Consider the following 16,075-nt stretch of genomic DNA (forward strand, 5'->3'; position numbering starts at 1 on the left):
AGCCGGCGGCGGAGCGGGGAGAGCGCGGCCGGTGGGAGGCCGCGCTGGGGTCACGGGACGCCCGGTGACGCGTACCCGCAAAGGGGTCTTGAACCTGGTGCCGGGCACGCCGTTGTGCCCGGCACCGGGAGAATTACTCAGCGCTTGCTGAGGGCCTTGCGGTAGTCGCTGTTGAGGCGGCCGATCAGGCTCAGCGGAATGCCCTTCGGGCAGACCTGGGCACACTCGCCCATGTTGGTGCAGCCGCCGAAGCCGGCGTCGTCCTGCGCCTGCAGCATGTCGAGCACCCGGCTCTCGCGCTCGGGCTGGCCCTGGGGCATCAGGCCGAGGTGGGTGATCTTCGCGGCGGTGAAGAGCATCGACGAGCCGTTGGGGCAGGCGGCGACGCAGGCGCCGCAGCCGATGCAGGTGGCGGCCTCGAAGGCGGCGTCGGCGTCCTTCTTGGGGACCGGGGCGGCGTGCGCCTCGGGGGCGGTGCCGGTCGGCGCGGTGATGTAACCGCCCGCCTGGATGATCTCGTCGAAGGCGGACCGGTCGACGATCAGGTCCTTGATCACCGGGAAGGCCGCCGCGCGCCACGGCTCGACGTCGATCACGTCGCCGTCTTTGAACTTGCGCATGTGCAGCTGGCAGGTGGTGGTGGCCTTCTCCGGGCCGTGCGCCACCCCGTTGATCACCATGCTGCACGCGCCGCAGATGCCCTCACGGCAGTCGTGGTCGAACGCGATCGGGTCGTCGCCGTCGAGGATCAGCTTCTCGTTGAGGACGTCGATCATCTCGAGGAACGACGCGTCCGGGGAGATGTCCTTGACGTCGTACGCGACCATCCGGCCCTTGTCGGTGGGACCGGACTGACGCCACACCCGTACTTGAATGTCCATTACTTGTAGCTCCGCGTGCTCGGGTGGACGTATTCGAAGGTGAGCTCTTCCTTGTGCAGGGTGGGCTTGCCGTCGGCGGCGAAGTACTCCCACGCCGCGGCGTAGCTGAACTCGTCGTCGTTGCGCTGGGCCTCGCCGTCGGGGGACTGGCTCTCCGCCCGGAAGTGGCCACCGCAGGACTCGCGACGGTGCAGCGCGTCGATGCACATCAGTTCGCCGAGCTCGATGAAGTCGGCGACCCGGCCGGCCTTCTCCAGGTTCTGGTTGAGCTCCTCGCCCTTGCCGGGCACCTTCACCCGGGTCCAGAACTCCTCCTTGAGCGCGCGGATCAGGCCGACCGCCTTGGTCAGGCCCTCCTCGGTGCGCTCCATGCCGCAGTACTCCCACATGATGTGGCCGAGTTCGCGGTGGAAGGAGTCGACGGTCCGGTCGCCGTCGATCGAGAGGAGCTTCGCGATGCGGTCCTCGACCTGCGTACGCGCCTCGACGACCTCCTCGCGGCTCTCGTCGATCTTCGGGAACGGGCCGGACGCCAGGTAGTTGCTGATCGTGTTGGGCAGCACGAAGTAGCCGTCGGCCAGGCCCTGCATCAGCGCGGACGCGCCGAGACGGTTGGCGCCGTGGTCGGAGAAGTTGGCCTCGCCGACGACGAACAGACCGGGGATGGTGGACTGCAGGTCGTAGTCGACCCAGAGGCCGCCCATCGTGTAGTGCACGGCGGGATAGATGCGCATCGGCGTCTCGTACGGGTCCTCGCCGGTGATGCGCTCGTACATCTCGAAGAGGTTGCCGTACTTGGCCTCGACGGCCTTGCGGCCGAGCCGGCTGATCGCGTCCGCGAAGTCCAGGTAGACGCCGAGGCCGCCGGGGCCGACGCCGCGGCCCTCGTCGCAGACGTTCTTGGCGGCCCGGGACGCGATGTCACGGGGCACCAGGTTGCCGAACGACGGGTAGATCCGCTCGAGGTAGTAGTCGCGCTCGTCCTCGGGGATGTCCGCGGCCTTGCGGGTGTCCTTCTGCGCCTTCGGCACCCAGACCCGGCCGTCGTTGCGCAGCGACTCCGACATCAGGGTCAGCTTCGACTGGTGCGAGCCGGACTCCGGGATGCAGGTCGGGTGGATCTGCGTGTAGCAGGGGTTCGCGAACAGCGCGCCCTTGCGGTGCGCCCGCCACGACGCGGTGACGTTGCAGCCCTTGGCGTTCGTCGACAGGAAGAAGACGTTGCCGTAGCCGCCGGAGGCGAGCACCACGGCGTCGGCGAACTCGGTGCTGATCTCGCCGGTGACCATGTCGCGGACCACGATGCCGCGGGCCTTGCCGTCGACGATGATCAGCTCGAGCATCTCGTGCCGGGCGTTCATCTCGATGTTGCCGAGGCCGATCTGCCGCTCCATCGCCTGGTACGCGCCGAGCAGCAGCTGCTGTCCCGTCTGGCCCCGGGCGTAGAACGTACGGGACACCTGGGTGCCGCCGAACGAGCGGTTGTCCAGCAGGCCGCCGTATTCGCGGGCGAACGGGACGCCCTGGGCCACGCACTGGTCGATGATGTTCACCGACACCTGGGCGAGCCGGTACACATTGGACTCGCGCGCGCGGAAGTCGCCACCCTTGACGGTGTCGTAGAACAGCCGGTGGACGGAGTCGCCGTCGTTGCGGTAGTTCTTCGCCGCGTTGATGCCGCCCTGCGCGGCGATCGAGTGCGCCCGCCGCGGGCTGTCCTGGTAGCAGTACGACTTGACGTGGTACCCGGCCTCGGCCAGGGTCGCCGCCGCCGAACCGCCGGCCAGGCCGGTGCCCACGATGATGACGGTCAGCTTGCGGCGGTTCGCCGGGTTGACCAGCTTGGCGCTGAACTTGCGGCGCTCCCAGCGGGTCTCGACCGGCCCGTCCGGGGCGGCCTTGTCGACGATCGGGTCGCCCTCGGTCCAGAAGTCATTCATGATCATTTCACCAATCCGGTCGTCACCGCGAACGGCACCGAGAGGTACATCGCGACCAGCACCACGGCCATCACCAGGGCGATCACCTTGGCGCGCTTCTCACCTCGGTCGGTCTGCTGACCGAGGGTGCGGGCGGCGCTGAAGATGCCGTGCCGCAGGTGGAAGCCGACCGCCAGGATCGACACGGTGTAGAACAGCGTCACGTACCAGCGGTCGGCCGCGAAGTCGGCGATCACGTTGGCGTGCGGGCGGGTGCTGTCGCCGACCGGGTTCAGGTGACCGGTGGTCAGGTCGAGCAGGTGGTAGATGATGAACAGGAGAACGATCACGCCGCCCCAGCGCATGGTGCGGGCGGCGTAACTGCCCTGGACTTTCGGCCGGTGCGCGTACTTGACCGGGCGGGCCCTCTTGGCCCGGACGGTGAGTACCGTGGCCGACCAGATGTGCGCGACGATGGCCACCAGCAGGCCGACCCGCATGATCCAGAGGAACCACACATCCGGCAGCAGCGGCGTCCCGATGGTGCGGAGCCAGTGCGCGTAGTGGTCGAAGTCCTCGTTACCCAGGAATATCTTGAGGTTTCCGGCCGCGTGCGCGTACAGGAAGCCGACCAGCACGATGCCGCTGGCTGCCATGACGAATTTGAGGACGACCGACGAGGGTCGCTGCTTCCGGCGTGCCGAAGCGGGCGTTGCCGCGCCCGCCGGCCGCGAAGCCTTGGATGAAGTCGTGTCTACCGCCACATCCTGGAAGGTAGAAAGTCCTGAGCGATTCGTCTAATGCATGATGGGGCCGCTGTTCATAGCGATAAGCTATTAAAGTGCAGCTGCAACAACTCAGGTACTTCGTAGCGGTCGCCCAGACGAGACATTTCACCCAAGCGGCGGACATTTTGGGTGTGTCGCAACCTACGTTGAGTAAGCAGATTCACACTCTGGAAGCTTCACTCGGCGCGCCACTGTTCGAGCGGATCCGCGGCGATGTGACCCTGACCGTCGCCGGGCAGACCCTGCTGCCCCTCGCGCAACGGATGATCGCCGACGCCGACGCCGCCCGGGACGCCGTCCAGGACATCGTCGGCCTGCGCCGCGGCGAGGTGCGCCTGGGCGCCACCCCCAGCCTCTGCTCCTCCCTGGTCCCGGCGGTGCTGCGGGCGTACCGGTCGGCGCATCCGGACATCGAGCTGCACATCACCGAGGGCAGCTCGCAGGACCTGATCGGCGGTCTGCTCGCGCACGCCCTCGACCTGGCCCTGATCGTGGCGCCCGAACAGGGCGTCGACCCGGCACTGGAGTTCACCGAACTGCTGCGGGAGAGCCTGGTGGTCGCCTCGGTCGCGGCCGGCCCGGCGCCGACCGTCGGCCGTCAGCTCGAGCTCGCCGAACTTCGGCACACGCCGATGGTGATGTTCCGGGCCGGATACGACATCCGCGAGGTCACCCTGCACGCCTGCGAGCGGGCCGGCTTCACCCCGAAACTCGCCGTCGAGGGCGGGGAGATGGACGCGGTGCTCGCCTTCGTCGAGGCCGGTCTCGGCGTCGCGCTGGTGCCGAGCATGGTGCTCGCCAACCGGCCGCTGCTGCGGGCGACTCCGCTGGCGCCGCCCGGCATGCGCCGGACGATAGCGCTGGCACGCCGGCGCGGCGCGATCCTGTCCCATGCCGCGGCCGCGCTGCGCGACGTCGTGGTCGAGCACATCGCCTCCGGCGAGCTCCCTTTCGGGGTACGCGCGTTGTGAGCGCCCGAGGCCGCGGGGGCGAGCGGTGATCGTCGATTCCCCGTAGGGTAGTCATCTGTCTAACGCCCGTTTAGCATCCCTGGGTGTGTGGCATGGCGAACGCCGGCACGCCCGGCTGGTCGAGGTCTACGACGCTGAGTTCCCGTGGGGTTGGGAGGACGACTTCTTCATGGCGGTGCTGGCCGAGCGCAGCACCCATCGAGTTCTCGACCTGGGCTGCGGCACCGGCCGGCTGGCGATTGCGATGGCCCGCGACGGCCGCCGGGTGACCGGCGTCGACACCGACCCGGCCGCGCTGGACGCCGCCCGGGGCAAACCCGGCGGTGACCGGGTCGAGTGGGTCGAGGGGACGGCCGCGCAGCTCGGGGAGGCGGAGTTCGACGCCGCCTTCATGACCGGGCACGTGGTGCACCGCATCGGCGACGACGCGTGGCCCGGTCTGCTCCGGTCGCTGCGGCGGGCGCTGGTTCCGGGCGGGCGGCTGGTCTTCGACAGCCGGGATCCGGCCGGCGGGGCGGCCGACGACGGGCGGAAGTCCATCGTGCTCGACAACGGCTCGACGGTCGACGCGTGGTCCGCCGAGGGCGAGCCGGAGGGCGGGACGGTGCTGTGCACCAGGCACTACCGCTTCCCGGACGGCTCCGAGATCACCAACACCAGCACGCTGCGACTGCGGACCGAGACGGAGATCCGGGAGTCCCTCGTGGAGGCCGGATTCCGGGTGGAGCAGATCTACGGCGGCTGGGGGCGGGAGCCGGTCGGGCTGGGTGACGGTGAACTGATCGTCATCGCCGGGACGATCGGCTGAGGGGCCTCTGCCGCACAATCGGTTGATCTTGCCCGAATGTGCCGAGATCTAACCAGAAGCCAACGAAAGCATTGCGGGACATGAATCCCGGGCTACTATCCGCACGCATCGGTGACGACCTCTACGGCCTTGACGACAGGGAAAGTTGGGATGTCCGACAACGAGTGGCCACGGCAGCTGCCCGCGGCGGAGCAGGGCGAGTGGAACGAGGAGAGCCCCGGCCGCAGCCGGGTTCTGATGTCGGCTGCCCTGGTGGTCGTGGTCCTGCTGGTGGCCGGTGGCGTCACCTGGCAGCTGATGAACAACGAGTCCTCCCCGGCCGCGCAGCCCAGCGCCGCGCCCGTGCCGGCCGCCACGCAACCCAGCGTGACGCCCTGCCCCGATCCGGAGCTCTCCGTCGTCGTCGCGCCCGAGATCGCACCGGTGATCTCCGCGGCGGCCGAGACCCTGAACCCGTCCGGCCAGCGCTGCCCGCCGGTGCAGGTCCGGGCCGAGGCCTCCGGCACCTTCGCGGCCTCCGGAGCCAAGGCCGACGTCTGGATCCCGTCCTCCAGCTCCTGGCTGAAGGTGGCCGCCGCCGACGGCTCCACCTGGACCACGTCCGGCAACCCGATCGCATACTCGCCGGTGCTGCTCGCCGGGCCCGAGGGCATCGCCAGCCTGTACATCAAGGACGGCAAGTCCTCCTGGGCCGGGCTGGTCAAGGCGGTCACCGACGACGTGCTGCCCGCCGTCACCATGCCCGACCCGCTGAAGGACAGCGTCGGCCTGCTCAGCGTGCACGGCGTCCACGCCGCGACGGCCCGCACCACCGAGGACGCCGGCATCGCCCAGCTGCGCGCGCTGACCCTGCGCAGCCGCCTCGAGGACGCCGACGCCGACCCGGCCGTCCTGCTCGACCGGATGAACCAGCATTCCGACGCCACCACCGCGGTGTACGAGATCGGCGTGTTCCCGGTCCTCGAACAGCAGCTGCTCGGCTACCAGAAGACCGACCACCGGATCCGGCTGAGCGGGGCGCCGCCGGTCGACGGCCCGGTCCAGGCGGACTATCCGTTCGCGGTCCGCAAGGGCGTCAAGAAGGATCTGGCCGCCGACCTGCGCGCGGCCGTCACCAAGGAGGCGGTCGAGGCCGCCGGGTTCCGGACCTCCCCGGCAGCCGGTGCGCTGCGCCTGCCCGAGGGCGCCGGGAAACTGACCGCCCCGGCCAGACAGTGGTCGCAGTACCAGAACGTGGGCTTCCAGGTGCTGCTGCTGATCGACTCGTCCGGCTCGATGAACGAGAAGATCACCGACAAGAACGGCAAGGCCAGCACCAAGGCGGAACTGCTGCGGGAGTCCGGGACCAGCGCCGCGCAACTGTTCAACGCGGAGAGCAACGTCGGCATGTGGTACTTCGGGACCGCCGGCGCCAACGGTCCCGCACACGTGGAACAGGTGCCGCTCGGACCGGTCGCCGGTCCGGTCGGCGACGTGACCCGCCGGGAGGCACTGGGCCGGAAGATCGGCTCGTACAAGCCGGAGGCCGCCGCGGGGACACCGCTCTACCAGGCGGTGCTCGACGCGGTGGCGGAGATGCGCACCCAGGTCAAGCCGGGCGCCGCCACCGTGGTGGTGGTGCTGACCGACGGGGCCGACGGCGGCACCAAGTACGCGATGTCCAACCAGCAGTTCCTCAGCCGTCTCGGCGAGGGGCAGGACCCGGCCAAGCCGGTGCCGGTGATCGCGGTCGGGTACGGGCCGGACGCCAACATGACGGCGTTGCAGGGGATGGCCAAGGCGACCGGCGGCCGGGCGATCCCGGCGCGGGACCCGGCCGACCTGGCGTCGGCGATGGCTGAGGCGTTCCTGGCGGCGCACGGCCAGAGCTGAGCCGCTCAGGCTGTCAGGACGATCCGTCCGAAGACCTCGCCGGAATCCATCCGCCGATGCGCCTCGGCGGCCTGGCTCAGGGGAAGCACGTCGTGCACCACCGGCTGCAGGTCACCCCGGGCGGCGGCGGCCAGGTGCGCGGCGCGGACGGACCGGCGATCCGGCAGGGCGACGGTGGCGGCGCTGAACGTGGCCACCGTCAGCGACCTCTGAAACCCGGCCATCAGGGCGGCCGCCAGTGATGCCGGAGGGGGACCGGCCACCGCGCCGACGAGCACGAGACGGCCGTTCGGGTTCAGCCGGTTGAGGAACGCGGGCAGGTCCGGGCCGGCCACCACGTCGACGACGACGTCGAAACTTCGCGGATCCCCCTGGCCGGAACGATCCAGGACGTGGGTGGCGCCCAGCTCGCGGAGCCGGCGGCCGCGTTCCGGGGACGAGGTGGTGACGGCCACCGCGCTCGCCCCGGCACGAGCCGCCAGCTGAACGGTCATGATGCCCAGACTGCCGGCGGCGCCCCGGACCAGCACGCTGTCACCCGCGCTGAACCGGGCCTGGGCCAGACCGAAATGGGCCACGATGCCGGCGCTGCCCAAGGTGACGGCGGCGGTCGCGGGAAGATCGTCGGGGAGGGGAAGTACCTCGTCGGACGGGACGACCGCCTGCTGGGCGTAACCGCCGCCGCTGCCGGTGAACGCCCAGACCCGCTGCCCGATCCAGATCGGGTCCACGCCGTCGCCCACGGCGGTGACGGTTCCGGCGATCTCGCCACCGGGGACGTGACCCTCCCGGAAACCGTGGGCCGCGAGGGCACCGCTGCGGATCATGACGTCGACACCGCCCACGCCGATCGCCTCGGTGGCGACGAGCATCCGGCCCGGTCCGGGAGTGGGATCGGGGAGGTCGACGACGGCCAGGCCGTCCGGGCCGCCGAACCGTTCGATCGCTATCGCCTGCATGGCCGCTCCTCGGTGCCGTTCGGGATCAGTGCCCGGGACGGTATGCGGAGCGGTGCGGTCGGCGGCGGAACTGAGAGCGGCCGCCGGAGGTTTGACTCACACCGGCCCGCTCTCCCCGCTTCTGCCCTCCTGCCTCTTGCCCGTGGCGATCAGGCCGGGCCGATGGCGTCGGCGACGATGCGGGCGGAGAGGGTGACCATCGGGAGTCCGCCGCCGGGATGTGCGGAGCCGCCCACCAGGAACAACCCGGGGACCGGCCCACGGTTGGACGGCCGGACCAGGCCGCCGGCGGTGCCGTAGATGGCGCCACCGGGTGCGCCGGTCGCGTCCGCCAGATCGGCGGGAGTCCGCGTCTCGGCGAAGACCAGATGGTCCCGGACATCGAGGCCGCGGCGGGCCAGCACGTCCAGCAGATGACCGGCGTAGGCGTCGGCCAGCCCCGGACGCCGCCAGTCGACGGCCGACCGTGCGGTGCCGTGCCGGGCGGCGTTGACCAGGACGAACCAGGACTCGTGACCCTCCGGGTGCACCGCGGGGTCGTCGGCGCGGGTCACGAAGATCGCCGGATCGTCGGCGGGACGGGCGCGGCGGGACGCGGAGCCGAAGACGGCGTCGAACTCGGCGTCGTAGTGGCCGGGGAAGAAGACGGTGTGGTGGGCGAGAGCCGTCTCCCGTCCGCTCCCGGGCCCTCTGTCACGGACCCCGAGGAGCATGACGAAACCGGCGAGGCTGCGATCGGCCAGGGCGGTCAGCCGCTGGGGAGTGGGCAGCAGATCGCGGTAGAGCGTCACGGCGTCCACGTTGGAGATCACCACGTCGGCGGGGACGAACTCGCCGGACGCCAAGCGGACACCACGGACAGCGGTGTCGGCCTCGATCGCGGTGACCTCGGAACCGAGCTTCACGCGTACCCCGGAGGAGACGCACCGTGCGTGCAGTGCGTCACCCAGCGTGCCCAGGCCGCCCGGGAGGTACCACCCACCGTGCGTGAGTTCGGCGTAGGGGATCGCGGCCAGCGCGGCGGGCGCGCGGCGCGGATCGGCGCCGGTGTAGGTGGCGTACCGTTCCAGCAGCATCCGCAGCCGGGGATCACGCAGATAGTGACGGGCGAGGCCACGCAGCGTGCGGCCCGGCGCGATGGCGGCGAGATCACCGAGCCGCCAGGAGAGCCGGGCCAGCGACGCGGCGGTCACCGGGCGTTGCAGCACGGAATCCCAGGACGCCTGCCAGATCCGGGCCGCCCGCCGCCAGAAACGATCCCAATCGGTCGCGGCGTCACGGCCGAAGGCGGTGCCGATGCGTTCCAGGAAGATGCCGTGCGACGACGACGAGTCGAGGACGGTGCCGTCCGCGAAAACGTGCCGGACCACCGGATCCAGCGGTTCGGGACGTAGGCCCAGGTCGAGGTCGTCGAAGACGCGGGGCAGGGTGAGCAGGCTCGGGCCGGTGTCGAAGCGGAACCCGTCCCGCTCGTGAACGCCCAGCTTGCCGCCGGTGACGGCGGCACGTTCATGTACCTCTACCCGGTGCCCGGCGGCGGCCAGACGGGCGGCGGCGGCCAGGCCGCCCACCCCGGCGCCGATTACTACGATCTTGCGCACGTCCCCGAGGCTAACGTCTCCGCCTGTGGCCGCTGCCAGGCTGGTCGTCCGGAGCGGTCAGCGGTGGTCGGCTTGTGGTCGTCCGGCTGTCGTCCGGCTGCCGTCATCAGGGCTGCCGGCCGTTGTCGGGGCTGTTCGTTCTCGGTCAGAGTTGGCGTCCGCGCCAGGACAGCCGGCCGTGGCGTCGCATGTGGAACGACCGTGCGGTCAACCAGGCGAACAGGGTGATCGAAATCGGATGCGCCAGGGAGTCCGGGAGGACCCGGCCACCGGTCGCGGCGGCACTGATCATCCGGCCGGTCACGCCGAGTAGGTAGGCGGCGGTCGCCACGAGGGGACCCGATCCACCGGCGTCCACCACGAGAGTGACGGGGATGGCGGCGAGCGGCAGCGCGTACCCCAGGAGAAGAACGACCACGACGGCGGCCGCACCGGTCGCCGAGCCGAAGGACGCCCACAGGCTCTTGCTGTAGCCGCTGACCAGTTCCGGCCAAGAGGTGTACATCTGGCAGGTGGCCAGCCGTGAACCGTCGGCCAGCGCGATCCGGCCGCCGGAGCGTTTCACCGCTCGGGCCAGGCCGATGTCTTCCAGAATGTCGTCCCGGACGGCCTCGTGACCGCCCGCCCGGTGATAGCCGGCACTGTCCACAATCAGCCACTGACCTCCGGCGGCTGCCAGCGACGGGCGGCGCGAGCGTTCCATGAGACGCAGCGGCAGGAAGGTGAGCCACGACCATTGCAGCAACGGTTGCGCCAGGCGTCCGGTTCCGCTGATCTTGGGGTACGCGGAAAGCAACGTCACCCGGGATTCCCGCAGTGTGGCGACCGCCCCGGCGATGGCGTCCGGTTCCAGAACGACGTCGGCGTCGACGAAGACGAGAACGCCGGCGTCCCGTGCGTGGGCGGCCAACTGTCGGCAGGCGTGCGGTTTGCCGAGCCACCCGGGAGGCGGGGCGGTTCCGGTCGACAGGTGGATGCGGTCGCCGCCGTGTGCGGCGTCGATGGCGCGGACCAGGCCGGCGGTGTCGTCGGTGGAGTTGTCGTCCAGGACGTGGATGGTCAGGTTCGGCACGCCGCGCTGAGCGAGCAGCGAGGTGAGGCAGGGGGCCAGGCGGTCGGCCTCGTTACGGAGGGGGAGGAGCACGGCGACGTGCTCGTCGCAGGTGGCGTTGCGGGGCGGCCGGCGCAGGAGGAGCGCGTTGATCGCGGTGTGGGCGGTGAGCAACAACAACGGAACGAGGAGGAGCCAGGGGGTCACGGCCGTCTGCTCGCCGTTTCCCGAGTGGGTCCCGCTGTCTCTTCGGTGGGTCCCGCCGTTCCTCGGTCGCGTTCTGCTGCTTCCCGGGTGAGCCCCGTCGTTTCTGGGGCGAGCCCGGCCCGTGCTCGGGTGAGCCGTGCTGTTTCTCGGATGAGCAGGGGGAGAACGACGGCTCCCATGCCGATTCCTCCCCAGAGGGCGGAGTGCGGCAGATGCAGGAAGACGGCGTGGGCCAGGACCGAGGAGAAGTAGGTCCAGAGCCACAACGCGAGCATCGGTCTGTCCTGGTTTTGGGAGACATCGACATTCTTGATGGTGGACATCGCCGTCATCACCAACAGGGCGAAGCCGAGCCATCCCAGATAGTTGCTGACGGGGATGCCGGAAAGGCCGGGTAGTGCGGGCGTCGGCGCGTGCCACCGCCAGTACCCCTCGGCCACCATCTGCGGATCCAGGAACAGATCCCACGCGGTCAGGCCGACAGCGGCGACCACGATCCGGGCCGCACGGTCGGCGACCAGACGGGACGCGGCGAGCCAGGCAGGCCAGGCCATCCAGGTCCACGCCAACGGGATGATCAGCGGGACGCCGAGCAGTTTCGGGCCCAATTCGCCGGAGTAGTCGTAGGTGCCGAACGGGAAACCCGTCGCCACTCCGGCGGCCTCGACCGCGAACCCGCCCAGCATGGCCGCACCGACCAGCGTGGCGGTCGCCCGGAAACCCCGGGACACGGTGGCATGCCACACCGAACCGGCGACACCGAGTACTACCGTCGTCACGGTCAACCCGGCACGGAGGTCACCGGAGGTCAGCGGATAGCAGATCTGCACCAGGACGAGGGCGCCCAGCAGGAACCATGAGACACGCACGATCAACCGCCGACGGCGCCTTCGACCGCGCGGTCCTCGGTGAGTGGCAGCTCCCGGCCGAGGATCGCGAAGGCCCGCTCGTCACCGGGGAACATGAAGTGACGCAGCACGTCGGAGAACCCGAACCGCCGGTACAGCCGCCAGGCCCGCGATGCCGCCTCGTCAGCCTCCGGAGTGGAGAGCAGCACGCTCCGCCCGTCGGCCATGGCCAGCAGCGCCCGCAGTTGACGGGCGCCGATGCCGTGGCCCTGCGCGACCGGGCGGACGTGCAGTTCGACCACCTCGAAACATCCGGTCAGCCAGTGCTGCCGGGACGGCTCGTCGAGGGCGGACCGCACCTGGTCGTGCCACCACTGGCCGGACATCGAGGTGTAGCCGTACCCGAAACCGGCCAGCCGCCCCTCGGGCGTGAGGGTGGCGACCGCCCGGAAACCCGGGCGCCGTGCGTGCGAGCCGATGTAGCCGCGGCGGGTCTGCAACAGTTCCGGCCGGTAACCCATCGCCTCGCCGTACACCGCCACCACGTCGTCGAGCCGCCGTAACAGGTCGTCCGGCTGCCAAGCAACGAGCCTCATAGCGGGGTGTGCTCCCTTTCGTCGGCTGTCCAGTTCAGCACCGGTCGGTCGCCGCTGATGCCGAGCACCGCGAACCGGGCGAACAACTCCTCGGCATACCACCGATCGACCGGGGTCCGGGCGATTGCCGCTCGGTGCTCCGGCTGACGGTACGCGAAAGCGGTGAGATCCGCGGCAGTGCGCCACACGCTGACAGTCCCCTGCCAGCCGATCGGCGCCTCGCCCACCCCGAACCGGGCCAGGAGCCCCGGTGCCGCGTCGAGCTCCCGGACGACCGCCGGCACGGCCTGCCAGAACCGCAGCGCGCGAGTGGGCCGCAACCGTGCCCGGGTGAGCGCCAGCACCATCCCGGACGCCCGGCGCCCCGTCGGCTGGAACGGACTCCGACCGGACCACTCACCCCGGCTGATCAGCGGTTCCAGGTCGACGTGGGCCTGCTGAACGGCGATCCGCTCCCATTCCGGGAACCGTACCGGATGATCGCTCACGGTGATTGCCGCATAGCGGGTCAGATCCGCGTCGCCGGGGCCGAACCCCCGCCCCGTGCCGGTCCCGAGGAACTTGCCGAACCGGACACCCCGCTCCCGCAGCAACTGCCGAGCGAACGCCATCCGCAGCATGGCCGACCCGACGGCATGCCGAGGAACCCGCCAGACATGCAGCCTGACCAGTTCCGCCGATCCGCCCGCCGATCCGCCCGCCGCACTGCCCGCCGTGAAGTCCGTTGCATCGTCGGCTGGGCTGTCCGCCGCAGTGCTCACCGCAGTGTTGGCAGTGCCCGCTGCAGTGTTGGCAGTGCCCGCAGCGCTGTCAGCTGCGGTGTCCTCCGCCGCCGAGTTGTTCGCCGGTCTGGCGCCCTCTTCCTCTTTCGTTGCCCTCTCCGTTTCTGTTTCCGTTTCTGCTTCCGTTTCTGCTTCCGATTTCGGTTCCGGGAACGGGTCGCTTCTCATGGTCATGTCGTTGGGGAGATGGTGCCGTCGTCCTCCGGCAGCGGGGTGGTGCCGGTGCTCGCTTCGGGCGTCGCGGCAGTGCCGTCATCCGCCGCCCGCGGTCCGGTGGTGTCGGTGGTCGTGTTGTGTTGTGTCGTGGCGGTGCTGTCAGCAGCCCGTGGTGTGGCCGCGTCGGTGTCCGCCTCCCGTAACCCGGTGGCCTCGGCGCTTGCCGCCCACAGCCGGACAGCGAGGTGCTCGTCACGGGCGTGGGCCCATGGCCGTGCCGGGGAGCGCCCCACGTAGTAGCCGCCGTTGACCAACTCCGCCTCGGGCGCGGTGCTGAGCCAGGCCAGCAGTCCGCCGGCTTTCTCCGCGGTGACCAGCCCCGGCGCGTACCGGTACAGGAACCGGGTGATCCGGCCCGCGCCGAAGTTCGTCCGGACCACGCCCGGATGGAACGCCACACTCGTCACATCCGGCCAGCGCCGGGTCGCCTCCGTGGTGAAGAGGATGTTCGCCGCCTTCGCCCCGGAATACGCCTGCCAGGAGCTGTACCGCGCCGGATCGCCGGCCAGCCTCTCCGGGTCGGGGCGTCCGCGCTGATGGGCACGGGACGAGGTGTTCACCACGCGGGCGCCGCGCAGACGTTCCCGCAGCAGGTTGGTGAGCAGGAAGGGGGCGAGATGGTTGCCCTGGATGGTCGCCTCGAAGCCGTCCGGGGTGCAGTGGTAGCCCTCGACCATGCCGCCGGCGTTGTTGGCCAGCACATCGATCCGTGGACAGACCTCGAGCAGCCGATCGGCAAGCTCCCGAACCTGGGCGAGATCGTCGAAGTCGCAACGGAACCAGACCGGTTCGCGTCCACCGGCGGCTGTCGTCACCCGGGCGACCGCGTTCGCCAGACGTTCGGGGTCACGCCCGACGATGATCACCTCATTCCCCTGGGCGGCCAGCTGTTCGGCAGCGGCGAGACCAACCCCGGAGCTGCCTCCGGTCACCACGATCGTCTGTCCCATGCCGCCTCCTGATCAACGCTGTTCCCCCGCATCCTCCCCTGCCCTTTCCCTTTCGCCGCGCTCTCCCCACCTGCTGGTCTCGTTGTCCGTGACCGCTGTTCACGGAGCTCTATGCCTCCTTGGCGTGGGCGACCTCCTGATTTGAGTGGGAGTGGCCGGTGGTGGCCGGAGGGGTTTGAGCGGGATGGTCGGCGTCGGTCGTGGGGAATGTCTGTGTTGCCGGTGCCGGTGCCGGTGCTTGTGCCGCAGCCGTTGCTGATACTTGTGCCGACGCCGACGCCGACGCCGACGCCGACGCCGACGCCGACGCCGACGCCGACGCCGACGCCGACGCCGACGCCGACGCCGACGCCGACGCCGACGCCTGTGCCGGTGCCGATGTCGGGTCTGGTGCTGGTGCTGGTGCTGGTGCGGGGCGGGTGTGGCGGAGGGCTGGGGCGAGGGTCAGGGTGACCGCGACCGAGGCGGCGGCCATCACCGTGATCGTGGTGGCGGGGGAGAGCCACTCGGCGATGGAACCGGCCAGCGCGGCGCAGATCGCCTGCATGGTGAGCATGCCCGAGGTGTGCAGGCCGAGCGCCTGACCACGGAACTCCGGCAGAGTCAGGGCCACCAGACGTTCCTGCAGCAGCAGCGTGGAGCAGTAACCCACCCCGGCTACCGCCGCCGCCATCGCCGCGAGCGGGAGGGGAAGGCCGAGGACAAACGGCAGATAGGGTACGGCGAGCAGTAGTCGCATGAACGGCGCCAGGCGAACCCGGATCGCTGGAGCGAAGAAGCGCCCGGCGAGCACGTCGCCGGTGAGCATGCCGAGCGCCGACGCGGCCAGGAGCAGACCGGCCCCCGACGGGGCGTAGGGGACGAACAGTGCCTCGCAGCCGACGATCAGACCGTTCGGGAGCCACAGGCCGATGTAGACCGGGCGTACCGAGGGAATGCTCCAGAGGTGACGGTTGACCCGCCAGGTCGTCGTCACCGAGGGGCGTCCCGTCGCGCGTGGAGCGCGGCGGGTGAGCCCCCGCCGGAGCACCAGTGCCGCCGTCAGATGCAGGCACGCCGCGGCGAGCAGGGTCTGCGTCGGGGTGAGTGCGGACACCAGCAGGCCGCCCGTGGCGAAACCGACGATCTGCATCGTCCCGACCGAGATGTTCAGTGCTGACCGGCCAAGCAGGTAAGCCCCCTCGGGGACGATCTCGGTCAGCAGCCCGGCCCGGGCGCCACCACCCACCGAACTCACCAGGCCCATGGCCAGCAGCACCATGAAGAGCGCCGGCACCGGCAGACCCGGAACGGCGAGAATCGCGATCAGGGTCGCGGACGCCAGCGACACCCCGGTCAGTACGGCCCGGGGCGGCAGCCGATCGGCCGCGGAGAGCAACAGCATCGCGCCGGCCATCTGCGCCACGGATGGACCGAACATGCTCAGCGCCGCGTACAGCGGAGAACCGGTGCGGGAGTAGACGCTCGTCGCCAGGGCCAGACCGCTCACGGTCGTGGCCGCGGTGCCCGTGCAGGCCGCGGCGAACAGCGGAGTGAACTCCGGTGTCCGGAACAGTTGTCGATAGGTGCGCATGGCCGGGAAGTGTTCTGCCCGTCCCGGCCGGACCGTTAATGTTTCGCGCACCG

General features: G+C 70.4%; 14 protein-coding genes. 3 read left to right on the forward strand and 11 right to left on the reverse strand.

Going from position 1 to position 16,075, the window contains the following annotated elements; all coding sequences use genetic code 11:
• Positions 1-137: 137 nt before the first annotated feature.
• Genes WH85_RS32750 through WH85_RS32760 form a run of 3 tightly spaced genes read right to left on the reverse strand, consistent with a single transcriptional unit; the run spans position 138 to position 3,564 of the window.
• Positions 138-881, reverse strand: a complete 744-nt coding sequence (locus WH85_RS32750) for a succinate dehydrogenase/fumarate reductase iron-sulfur subunit (RefSeq protein ID WP_045745946.1) — start codon at positions 879-881, stop codon at positions 138-140.
• Entirely contained in the window at positions 881-2,827 is a 1,947-nt protein-coding gene (locus tag WH85_RS32755; RefSeq protein WP_211275520.1) for a fumarate reductase/succinate dehydrogenase flavoprotein subunit, read from the reverse strand. The genes WH85_RS32750 and WH85_RS32755 overlap by 1 nt, the downstream gene beginning before the upstream one ends.
• Positions 2,824-3,564 carry a succinate dehydrogenase cytochrome b subunit gene (locus WH85_RS32760; RefSeq protein ID WP_083449426.1) on the reverse strand — a complete coding sequence of 247 codons (741 nt, stop codon included), beginning with the start codon at positions 3,562-3,564 and terminating at the stop codon, positions 2,824-2,826. Before WH85_RS32760 ends, WH85_RS32755 begins: the two co-directional genes overlap by 4 nt.
• Positions 3,565-3,635: 71 nt before the next feature.
• Between WH85_RS32760 and WH85_RS32765 the strand changes: the two genes are divergently transcribed.
• The 3 genes from WH85_RS32765 (at position 3,636) to WH85_RS32775 (ending at position 7,239) form a co-directional block, all read left to right on the forward strand.
• Complete coding sequence (locus WH85_RS32765; protein WP_083449427.1) at positions 3,636-4,559, forward strand: LysR family transcriptional regulator; 924 nt, start codon at positions 3,636-3,638, stop codon at positions 4,557-4,559.
• 85 nt (positions 4,560-4,644) lie between these two features.
• A complete protein-coding gene (locus WH85_RS32770) occupies positions 4,645-5,367 on the forward strand; it encodes a class I SAM-dependent methyltransferase (protein WP_052720978.1) in 723 nt (240 codons plus the stop codon).
• 150 nt (positions 5,368-5,517) lie between these two features.
• Entirely contained in the window at positions 5,518-7,239 is a 1,722-nt protein-coding gene (locus WH85_RS32775) for a substrate-binding domain-containing protein (protein ID WP_045745951.1), read from the forward strand.
• A gap of 5 nt (positions 7,240-7,244) precedes the next feature.
• Here WH85_RS32775 and WH85_RS32780 read toward each other — a convergent pair whose 3' ends face one another.
• The 8 genes from WH85_RS32780 to WH85_RS32815 all read right to left on the reverse strand — a co-directional run bounded on the left by WH85_RS32780 (position 7,245) and on the right by WH85_RS32815 (position 16,022).
• Positions 7,245-8,198 carry a zinc-binding dehydrogenase gene (locus WH85_RS32780; RefSeq protein ID WP_045745952.1) on the reverse strand — a complete coding sequence of 318 codons (954 nt, stop codon included), beginning with the start codon at positions 8,196-8,198 and terminating at the stop codon, positions 7,245-7,247.
• Between the two features lie 149 nt (positions 8,199-8,347).
• Positions 8,348-9,799 (reverse strand): phytoene desaturase family protein, encoded by a 1,452-nt coding sequence (locus WH85_RS32785; protein WP_045745953.1) that lies wholly within the window; start codon positions 9,797-9,799, stop codon positions 8,348-8,350.
• 145 nt (positions 9,800-9,944) lie between these two features.
• Positions 9,945-11,057, reverse strand: a complete 1,113-nt coding sequence (locus WH85_RS32790) for a glycosyltransferase family 2 protein (protein ID WP_045745954.1) — start codon at positions 11,055-11,057, stop codon at positions 9,945-9,947.
• The gene (locus WH85_RS32795) at positions 11,054-11,932 is read right to left on the reverse strand and encodes a carotenoid biosynthesis protein (RefSeq protein WP_083449428.1); all 879 of its coding nucleotides are present in this window, start codon (positions 11,930-11,932) and stop codon (positions 11,054-11,056) included. The genes WH85_RS32790 and WH85_RS32795 overlap by 4 nt, the downstream gene beginning before the upstream one ends.
• A complete protein-coding gene (locus WH85_RS32800) occupies positions 11,929-12,501 on the reverse strand; it encodes a GNAT family N-acetyltransferase (RefSeq protein WP_045745955.1) in 573 nt (190 codons plus the stop codon). The genes WH85_RS32795 and WH85_RS32800 overlap by 4 nt, the downstream gene beginning before the upstream one ends.
• The gene (locus WH85_RS32805; RefSeq protein ID WP_245674196.1) at positions 12,498-13,121 is read right to left on the reverse strand and encodes a monooxygenase; all 624 of its coding nucleotides are present in this window, start codon (positions 13,119-13,121) and stop codon (positions 12,498-12,500) included. The genes WH85_RS32800 and WH85_RS32805 overlap by 4 nt, the downstream gene beginning before the upstream one ends.
• Positions 13,122-13,453: 332 nt before the next feature.
• Positions 13,454-14,449 carry an SDR family NAD(P)-dependent oxidoreductase gene (locus WH85_RS32810; RefSeq protein ID WP_083449429.1) on the reverse strand — a complete coding sequence of 332 codons (996 nt, stop codon included), beginning with the start codon at positions 14,447-14,449 and terminating at the stop codon, positions 13,454-13,456.
• A gap of 109 nt (positions 14,450-14,558) precedes the next feature.
• Positions 14,559-16,022 carry an MFS transporter gene (locus WH85_RS32815; protein WP_245674192.1) on the reverse strand — a complete coding sequence of 488 codons (1,464 nt, stop codon included), beginning with the start codon at positions 16,020-16,022 and terminating at the stop codon, positions 14,559-14,561.
• Positions 16,023-16,075 lie beyond the last annotated feature (53 nt).

The organism is Actinoplanes rectilineatus (genome assembly GCF_000962825.1).
In the GTDB taxonomy this organism is placed as follows: Bacteria; Actinomycetota; Actinomycetes; order Mycobacteriales; family Micromonosporaceae; genus Actinoplanes; species Actinoplanes rectilineatus.